At 75.4% G+C, this 8,816-nt stretch carries 7 protein-coding genes; all 7 read right to left on the reverse strand.

All coding sequences use genetic code 11. From position 1 onward, the window contains the following. Window positions 1-49: 49 nt before the first annotated feature. The 7 genes from ACIA8Q_RS30535 to ACIA8Q_RS30565 all read right to left on the reverse strand — a co-directional run bounded on the left by ACIA8Q_RS30535 (window position 50) and on the right by ACIA8Q_RS30565 (window position 8,584). On the reverse strand, window positions 50-1,894 hold the full coding sequence (locus tag ACIA8Q_RS30535; protein WP_396318020.1) for a hypothetical protein: 1,845 nt from the start codon (window positions 1,892-1,894) through the stop codon (window positions 50-52). Window positions 1,895-2,049: 155 nt separating this feature from the next. Then, entirely contained in the window at window positions 2,050-2,445 is a 396-nt protein-coding gene (locus ACIA8Q_RS30540; RefSeq protein ID WP_360214479.1) for a cupin domain-containing protein, read from the reverse strand. 152 nt (window positions 2,446-2,597) lie between these two features. Beyond that, window positions 2,598-3,254 (reverse strand): YigZ family protein, encoded by a 657-nt coding sequence (locus ACIA8Q_RS30545; RefSeq protein ID WP_360214481.1) that lies wholly within the window; start codon window positions 3,252-3,254, stop codon window positions 2,598-2,600. A gap of 93 nt (window positions 3,255-3,347) precedes the next feature. After that, a complete protein-coding gene (locus tag ACIA8Q_RS30550; RefSeq protein WP_360214483.1) occupies window positions 3,348-4,637 on the reverse strand; it encodes a DUF6986 family protein in 1,290 nt (429 codons plus the stop codon). A 147-nt stretch (window positions 4,638-4,784) separates the two neighbouring features. After that, a complete protein-coding gene (locus ACIA8Q_RS30555; protein WP_360214485.1) occupies window positions 4,785-6,365 on the reverse strand; it encodes a DUF2637 domain-containing protein in 1,581 nt (526 codons plus the stop codon). 192 nt (window positions 6,366-6,557) lie between these two features. Next, window positions 6,558-7,223: a response regulator transcription factor gene (locus tag ACIA8Q_RS30560; RefSeq protein WP_360214487.1), complete on the reverse strand. Its 666-nt coding sequence runs from the start codon at window positions 7,221-7,223 to the stop codon at window positions 6,558-6,560. Further along, window positions 7,175-8,584 carry a histidine kinase gene (locus tag ACIA8Q_RS30565; RefSeq protein ID WP_360214489.1) on the reverse strand — a complete coding sequence of 470 codons (1,410 nt, stop codon included), beginning with the start codon at window positions 8,582-8,584 and terminating at the stop codon, window positions 7,175-7,177. Before ACIA8Q_RS30565 ends, ACIA8Q_RS30560 begins: the two co-directional genes overlap by 49 nt. Between the last annotated feature and the right edge of the window lie 232 nt (window positions 8,585-8,816).

The raw sequence follows: 8,816 nt of genomic DNA on the forward strand, positions 1-8,816 counted from the left end.
CCCTGCCGGACATTGTCCACCGAACGGGCGCGGTGGTCAGCCAAGCCTCTCAGTTGGTCCGGGTGTTGGTCAGGTGCAGGCCGATGTAGCCGACATAGATCCGGCCACTGCCGGAGCAGTCGTCGAGGTAGTGCAGCCGGGGCGCGGTGCGGCCGCCGCCGATCCGCAGGTGGGCGCCCATGAACGCGCGGCGGGAGGCGTCCACGCACTCCGGCACCGGCAGCATCCGTTCGCGCTTCCACTTGGTGTGGCTGAACACCGTCCGGGACTCCCCGCGCACCGCCTTGCGGGGCGGGAAGTGGTGGCAGCCCTCGGGGGTGTGCTCGCACCACTGCTTGAAGTCGCCGCCGGCCGCACCGCGCACCGCCGCCTCGGCGTACTCCTGGAGGGCGGTCAGGCCGTCCCAGGCGAGCCGGGCCCAGCCCGCGCCGGCGCACTGGAGGCCGTCCAGGGCGAGCGCGTTCTTCTGGTCCCCGGTGAAGCTGAGCAACGGGAACTCGCCGAGCCTGGCCATGAGTTCGGTGAAGGTCTCGGGCTTGCCCGGCCGACCGGACGGCCGCTTCGCGGGGCGCCCTGAGGCGTTGTGCCCGGCGGCGCCCTGGGCGGTGCAGTGGCGCCCGGTCAGGGCCCGGGAGCCGACCCGCGGCCGGGCGTCGCGCCCGACCGGGGCGAGCGGGCCGTCGTGGCGTTCGCGGAGCTCGGGGCGGTCCCGGCCCGCGTCCCGGCCCTCCCGCCTCTCCTGGCTCAGCGTGTGCCGGACCCGCTCCAGCTCGTCGGCCCTGGCCTGCTGCTCGGCACGGTCCTGCTGTTCCTCCCGGGCCAGCGCGGCCAGCTCGGCGACTGCGGCGGCCCGGTCCGCGGCCCGCTGCTCGGCCCGGTCGGCCCGGTCGGCGGCCGGACGCGCCGGGGGTACGCGCAGCACCGGGACGGCCGCCAGCTCCGGCGGCAGCGGCAGGTCGGCGGCGAGCCGGCGCGGCTCGCGGGCCAGCAGCCCGGCCGCGCGGCGGACGTCCTGCTCTATTCGGCCGCGGGCCAGCACCGGGTGCCGGGCGCCGTCGTGGCGGGAGGCCGGGTCGACCTCGGGCAGGTAGGTGCGCACGGCACCGCCGTACACGGTGTGGTACTCCAGCGCGACGTTGAAGGCGGTGCGGGCGCCCGGGTCCAGCACGTAGGCGGTGGCGAGGCCGGGGATCTGGTGGCAGAGCGGACGGACGACGTCCTCGACCCAGCGGTCGAGCGGGAGGTTCACCGGGACGCTGGCGAGCACGACGGGCAGTCGGCGCTCAGGGTCGCACAGCTCGTCGATCAGGCCGTCGACCTCGCCGGCGGTGAGCACCCGGGGGCCGGCCTGGACGGCGGCCGGGCCGTCGGTGGCGTCGAGCAGCGGCAGCAGGGTGCGGGCGAGCTCGGGCACCGGCACCCGGCACGGCGTCCGCACGCCGCTGCCGGTGCTGTGCGTCTCGGCGTCCAGCCGGACCCAGGTCGGCCCGCCGGTGCGGGTGGCGACGGTCAGGGTGAGCTGGCGGGTGCCGTGCGGGGCCGGGGTGCGCAGCCGGCGGCGGTCGTAGCGGCCGGTGGCCGGGCCGCCGCGCAGCGGGCCGTGGTCGCGGTCGAGCAGGACGCGGTCCCCCAGCCGGAGGCGCTCGGCGACGGGGGCCGGGGCGGGCGGCGGCGTTCCGGCGGAGCCCTGCGGGGCGGGTGCGGCGGGGACGGGGAGGAGGGGGACGGCCGGGGGCTCGTCGCAGCCCTCGCGTTTCAACCAGGCCGCGAGCTGCTCGTCGGCCAGGGCGACGGCCTCGGTGTGCGGGAGGGTGGTGGTGACGGTCATCCGGTAGGGCGTCGCGGGGCCGGGTAGGTCGGCGCCGGCGGGCGACGGGAAGCGGTCTGAGGTCATGCGCATACCTCCGTGGTGCGGGGTGGGGTCTGGTGTCCTCCATCGATGGGGTTATTCGTCCGGTTCGGCCGGATCCTTGCCCAGGAAACGCCACGGCCCGGAGCGGAAGTTCCAACTCCGGGCCACGTCAATCCGTTCGAGTGAATCTACTCAAGTCACGTGCCGCGTGGCGCGCTGTCCCGGCCGGCCCGTGGACGGCGGTCGACGGCGCCCGGGACCGCCCCGGCCCCCGCGGCTCCGGCCTCGCCGGAGCGGGCCCCGCCGCGGCACCAGACGGGTTCCTCGACCGGCACGGCCAGCGGGAGGCCGTCCGGTGCGGCGTACTCGGCGATCAGTACCACGGGTTCGGCCCCGAGGTTGCGCCCCTCGTGGACGTGGACCGGCCCGGCCTCCTCGACCAGGGAGTCCCCGGCCCGGCTGACCTCGACCCGGCCGTCGTGCAGGGTCCGGGTGAGCGTCCCGGACAGCACCACCACGACCACCCGGCCCGGGTGGTAGTGCCAGCCGGTGCCGGCCCCCGGCTGCAGCGTGATGGTCTGGACGAGGGGCATCTCGGGCCGGCTTCCTGGTCGACGACCGGATCAGGCTAGGCAGGCCCGTCCGGGCGCAGGAACGGCCGGCCCCGATCCGGCCGGATCTGTGTCCGAAAAGCGGCGGCCGCCCCGGGCACGACGGTGCTCCGTCGGACGGCGCCGGCCAGGGCCTAGACCGGCACCTCGACGTACGTCCGGCCGGCCGGGACGGCGAGCGCGGTCCCGCCGGTCGCCCCGGCCAGCCAGGTGTGGAAGGCCTGGACCTCCGGCTCCGGGACGCCGACCTCGATCCGCACCCCGGCCGACTCGTAGGCGAGGTCGTTCACCGCGTACCCGGCCGCCCTCAGGTCGTTCTCCACCCGCCCGGCCCGCACGTGGTCGACCGTCACCGCGAGCAGCGCGACCGGCCGCCGCTCCAGCAGCCCCACCTCGTCCACGGCCGCCGACACCGCGTTCCCGTAGGCCCGCACCAGGCCGCCCGCGCCGAGCTTGACGCCGCCGAAGTACCTGGTCACCACCGCGACCGTGTCGGTCAGGCCGCGCCGGCGCAGCACCTCCAGCATCGGCACGCCCGCGGTGCCGCCGGGCTCGCCGTCGTCGCTGGAGCGCTCGCGGCGCTGCTCGTCGCCGACCACGAAGGCGGTGCAGTTGTGCCGCGCGTCCCAGTACTGCTTCCGCACCCCGGCGATGAAGGCCTGCGCCTCCTCCTCGTCCGTGACCCGGGCGAGGTGGCAGATGAAGCGGGACTTCTTGATCTCGGTCTCGTGGCTGCCGGCCCGCCGGATGGTGAGGTACGTCCTGGCGGCCGGTTCCGGCGTGGCGGACATGGTGCGGTGCTTCTCCCGGGAACGACGACGGCTGGCGGCCCGCACCCCTGGTCCCCGGGGGGCGGCACCGCCAGCCTATGGCCTGTCCTGCGGTCAGCGGCCGGCCAGGGCGTCCAGCTGCGCGCGGTCCAGGCCGGTCAGGGCGGTGACCTCGGCCGGGTCGACGGCGCCGCAGTCCAGGCCGCGCAGCACGTAGCCGCTGAGCGCCCGGGCGGTGGCCGGCTCGTCCATGACGTCGCCGCCAGCCTTGGCGACGTAGGCGGCCAGCCGGGCGGCGGCGGCCGCCAGGCCCTCGCGGTAGAAGGAGTACACGGCGACGTAGCGGGTGGGCAGGTGCGCCGGGTGCATGTCCCAGCCCTGGTAGTAGGCGCGGGCCAGCGAGCGGCGGACCAGGTCGTGGTGGAGCTTCCAGGCGGCGTGCACCTGTGCGGTGGAGCCGGTCGGGACGACGTTGGTCGAGCCGTCGGAGAGCCGGACCCCGGTGCCGGCCGCGGCCACCTGCATGACGGCCTTGGCGTGGTCGGCGACCGGGTGGTCCATGCTCTGGTGGGCCGCGCTGACGCCGCAGGAGGCGCTGTAGTCGAAGGTGCCGTAGTGCAGGCCGGTGGCCCGGCCCTCGGCGGCCTCGATCATCCGGGCCACGGTGGCCCGGCCGTCCGGGCCCAGGATGGCCTGGGTGGTCTCGATCTGGATCTCGAAGCCGATCCGGCCCGCGGGGAGCCCGGCGCGGTGCTCGAAGTCCTCCAGCAGCCGGACCAGCGCGGTGACCTGCTCGGCGTAGGTCACCTTGGGCAGGGTGAGGACCAGGCCGTCCGGCAGGCCGCCGCCGGCCAGCAGGGTGGCCAGGAACAGCTCCAGGGTGCGGATGCCGCGGGCGCGGACGGCCGCTTCCATGCACTTGATCCGGATCCCGATGTACGGCGGCGCGGTGCCCTCGGCCACCGCGGCGGAGACCAGTTCGGCGGCGCGGACGGCGGCGGCGTCCTCCTCGGCGTCCGGGCGGGGCCCGTAGCCGTCCTCGAAGTCGATCCGCAGGTCCTCGATCGGCTCGCGCTCGAGCTTGGCGCGGACCCGGGCGTGGACGTCGGCGAGCAGCTCGTCGTCGGCCACGCCGAGGGCGCGGGCCAGCTCGGCCGGGGTGCCGGCGTGGGTGTCGAAGGCCTCCAGGGCCTGGCGGCCCCACTCCCGGACGGTGTCGGCGGCGAAGGCGTCGGCGGGGACGTAGACCGTGTGCACGGGCTGCCTGGTCCCGGAGTCGCCGGGGTAGCGGCGGGCCAGGTCGGCGTCGACCGGGGCGAGCAGCGCCTCCACGGCGGCGCGGGCGGTGTCGGAGAAGGAGGCCCCGCCCGCCGGTCCGCCACCGTCGACCTCGAGCTGCGACATCCGTACTCCTCCACGCCGAACCAGCACTTCAACAATTTGTTGAGGTGAAGGTAGCTCCGGCCGGGACGGGCGTCAATGGCCGACCGAGCGGTGGACGCGCCGGGCGCACCGGCCGCGGGAGGGGCGGCCCCGCCGGTCGGGCCCCGGTCAGTCCCTCCCGGCGGCGGCGTAGCGGGTGCGCAGCTGCGGGTAGAGCTCGGCGACGTCCTTGGGGTGGACCGAACCGTCCGGGCGGTTGCCGCTGACGCCGTACTCCTTGGTCAGCCACTCGGCGAGGCGCTGCGGGTCGGGCTGGTCCCCGTACGTGTCCAGGTAGCTGACCAGGGCCTCGTAGGCCAGCTCCGGGTCCAGCCGGGAGGGCGCCGACCGCGGAGCCGGCTCCTCCTCGGGGGCGGACCGCTCGGGCCTCCCGGACTCCTCCGCCGCCGAGCGTCCGACCGGCGCGGACGGCCGGGGCTGCGGCTCGACGGCCGGCGGCGCGTCCTGCACGCCGGCCTGCTGGGTGCCCTCCTGCCCCGGGGCCTGCTCCTCGGCGACCGGGCGCGGCGGCTTGAACCACGGCGAGGCCTGGCCGGGCACCCGGCCGCCGGGGGCGGCGTCGGCCGGGTGGCCCGTGGTGCGCACCGGGCGCTCGGTCCAGACGTTCAGCTCCTCGCGGGGCGACTGCGGGGCCTCCGCGACGGCCTCCTCCGGCTCGTGCGCGGCGCGCAGCCGGACCGCGGCCAGCTTGGCCAGCATCGGCGCGGCCACCTCGGCGGACAGCGGCGCGGCGGCGGCCGGGACCGGCTCGGGCTGCGGCTCCTGCGGAGCCTGCTGGGACTGCTGCCGCGGCTGCTGCTGGGCCTGCTGGCCCTGCTCCGGCTGTCGGACCTGCTGCGTACGGGCGGCGGCGACCGCCGCGACGGGCACCGCGCCGGCCTCGACCGGCGTGCCCGCTGCCGCGGGGGCGGCCCCGGCCGGGGCGATGGCCGCCGCGGCACGGCTCTCCTGCTGCCGGACCTCCAGGGCCTCCTGCTCCGCCCGGGCCTCCTGCGCCTCGCGCTCGCGCGCCTCCTCGTCCAGCCGGTCGAACAGACCCGGGTCCAGCGGCACGCCGTACTTGGCGAGCTTGAGCGGCAGCAGGGCCTGGATCGGCGCCGCGCGCCGCCAGCCGCGCCCGTACCGGAAGCGCAGCTGGGCCCGGTAGACGAGGCGGTTCTGCTCCAGCCGGACGACCTCGTCGTAGGAGCGCAGCTCCCAGAGCTTCATCCGCCGCCAGAGCCGGAAGGTCGGCACCGGGGAGAGCACCCAGCGCATCACCCGGACCGAGTCCATGTGCCGGTCGGCGGTGATCGCGGCGATCCGGCCCACCGCGTGCCGGGACGCCTCGACGACGACCACGAAGAGCACCGGGATGACGGCGTGCATGCCCATGCCCAGCGGGTCGCCCCAGGAGGCGGCCGCGTTGAACGCGATGGTGGCGACGGTCAGCAGCCAGGCGGTCTGCCGCAGCATCGGGAAGGGGATCCGCAGCCAGGTCAGCACCAGGTCGAGCGCGAGGAGCACCACGATGCCCGCGTCGACGCCTATCGGGAAGGCATAGGAGAAGGCGCCGAAGCCCTTCTCCACGGCCAGCTCGCGCACCGCGTTGTACGACCCCGCGAAACCGATGCCCGAGATGATGCAGGCCCCGGCCGCGACCAGGCCGAGCAGGCCGCGGTGGGCCTTGGTGAGCGTTGGGCGTGCCATTACGTCTATCAACCCCTGGATGTCGGCTGCTGCCGTACGCTGCCTCGGCTGCCGATTCCCGCGTGTCGGGGCGCCGGACGGCTGAGCGACCTCCGGGCTCGGCCCACCGGAGTTTACTCGTACACCTGTTTCAGCGTTTCCGCTGGCCGGAGTGTCACCGTCGCGGCCCGCCCGCAGGGGCCGGGCGGGCCGTCAGCCCTGGGGCGCCGCCGTACCGTTGAGGTAGGTCAGCACCGCCAGCACCCGGCGGTTGGCGTCCTCGGCCGGGGCGAGTTCGAGCTTGGTGAAGATGTTGGCGATGTGCTTGGCCACCGCGCCGTCACTCACCGCCAGCCGGGCGGCGATCGCCGAGTTGGAACAGCCCTCGGCCATCAGCTCCAGCACCTCGCGCTCGCGCGGCGACAACCGCAGCAGCGGGCCGGGCCGGCGCGAGGTGGTCTGCATCAACTTCGCGATCACGTCCGGGTCCATCGCCGTTCCGCCCGCGGCCACCCGGCGGACCGCGTCGATGAACTGCTCGGCGTTGAACACCCGGTCCTTCAGCAGGTAGCCGATGCCGCCCGTGCCGTCGGCCAGCAACTCCCGTGCGTACAGCTGCTGGACGTGCTGCGACAGCACCAGCACCGGCAGGCCCTGGATCTCCTTGCGCGCCCTGAGCGCGGCCTGCAGGCCCTCGTCGGTGAGCGTCGGGGGCAGCCGGACGTCGACCACGGCCACGTCCGGCCGGTGGGTCAGCAACGCGTCCAACAGCTCGGGACCGGTCTCCACCGCCGCGGCGATGGTGAAGCCGTGTGCTTCCAGCAGCCGGATCAGGCCTTCGCGAAGGAGGTAGAGGTCCTCGGCGAGGACAACTCGCACGGCAGCTCCAAGGTGATGGTGGTCGGACCGCCCGACGTGCTGTCGATGGCGAGGACACCGTCGAAGGTACCCAATCGCCGCTCGATCCCGCGCAACCCCGTCCCCCTCGACGGATCCGCCACGCCCACCCCGTCGTCCGTCACCGTGACCCGCAGCGAGCCGGCCCGGTAGAGGATGTCCACCCACACCTGCTCGGCCCCCGAGTGCTTGGCCGCGTTCGCCATCAACTCGCAGATGCTGAAGTAGACGGCCGCCTCCACGGGCGCGGGCGGACGGTCCGGCAGGCTCACGCACACCTCGGTCGGCAGGGCGCTGTCCAGTGCCAGCGCCCGCACCGCGTCGCCGAGACCGCGCTCGGCCAGCACCGGCGGGTGGATGCCGCGGACGAGGTCCCGCAGCTCCTGCAGCGCCCGCGCCGACGACTGCCGCGCCTCGGAGAGCAGCTCCCGGGCCGACGCCGGGTCGGTGTCCATCAGGTGCTCGATGGTGCCCAGGGTCATCCCGATCGCCACCAGCCGGGCCTGCGCCCCGTCGTGCAGGTCCCGCTCGATCCGCCGCAGCTCGGCCGCCTGGCTGCCCACCGCGTCCGCCCGGGTCTCGGTCAGCTCGGCCACCCGCCTGGTCAGCTGGGCGTTCGTCGCCCGGCCGTCCTGGTCCAGCACGCGGCGCGCCACCTCGGCGTACCCGCGGACCGCGAACGGCGCCGCGGCCACGCCCAGCGCGGCCAGCCCGAGCCCCAGCGCGGTGCTGAGCACGACCGACACCAGCCGCCCCGGCACCGGCCCGAACGAGTCCGCGGACAGCGGGGACGCCAGGGCGTAGACCGCACCCCCCAGCACCAGCGCCGCCACCGGGCCGGCCAGCGCGACCACCAGGACCGGGCTCACGACCAGCCAGGCCACCTCCCCGCGGGTCGTCCGGTCCCGGGCGCCCCAGTGCAGCAGCTGCGCGTACTTCGCGACCATCCGCGAGCGGTGGTACGAGTAGCCCGTCCACCAGTGGCCGCGCTCGTCCGGCTCCAGCACCGGCATCGGCTCGTACCCGACCGGGATCCGGACGCCGTACCAGCGCTCCAGCTGACGGCGCGTACGGCCGGCGGTGCGACGGATGAACTGCCCCGCCACCACGGAGCCGGCGATCGCCGCCGCCACGAGCCCCACGAGGACCCCCGGGTAGTAGTTCCGCAGCGCCGAAGCCACCACGGCGCCCGACACCACGGCGGACGCGATCGGCAGCAGCACGCCCGGTACCGCGGCCACCACCAGGAGGGCCAGCCGAGCCAGGCCCTGGCCACCCGCCGCGAGGGCGTCCTCGATCTGGGCGCGCACCGTCGTGCCGCTCGTTCGACTCGCTGTTGCCACGGAAAGCTCCTGATGCCGGTCTCGATCGTCCTCCTTCAGTGTTCACGAACCGGCCGTGCGGGGCACTGGCCGTGCCACCCCGAATCCGGGGTGGTCCTAGCACCACCCGGCCGGGGCGTCACCCGGACGTCGCGCCTTGCCCGGGAAACCGTCCGGGAAACGCGAAGAACCCCCGCCGGATATCCCGGCGGGGGTTCTTCGTGAATGATTGTTCGGCGGCGTCCTACTCTCC

This window comes from Kitasatospora sp. NPDC051705, from assembly GCF_044453265.1.
Lineage (GTDB): Bacteria > Actinomycetota > Actinomycetes > Streptomycetales > Streptomycetaceae > Kitasatospora.

Bases quoted from the DNA above. Each gene is read 5' to 3' on its own strand.
- ACIA8Q_RS30550 (WP_360214483.1), bottom strand. From the start codon at position 4,637: ATGTCGCAGCTCGAGGTCGACGGTGGCGGACCGGCGGGCGGGGCCTCC.
- ACIA8Q_RS30540 (WP_360214479.1), bottom strand. From the start codon at position 2,445: ATGCCCCTCGTCCAGACCATCACGCTGCAGCCGGGGGCCGGCACCGGC.
- ACIA8Q_RS30555 (WP_360214485.1), bottom strand. From the start codon at position 6,365: ATGGCACGCCCAACGCTCACCAAGGCCCACCGCGGCCTGCTCGGCCTG.
- ACIA8Q_RS30535 (WP_396318020.1), bottom strand. From the start codon at position 1,894: ATGACCTCAGACCGCTTCCCGTCGCCCGCCGGCGCCGACCTACCCGGC.
- ACIA8Q_RS30545 (WP_360214481.1), bottom strand. From the start codon at position 3,254: ATGTCCGCCACGCCGGAACCGGCCGCCAGGACGTACCTCACCATCCGG.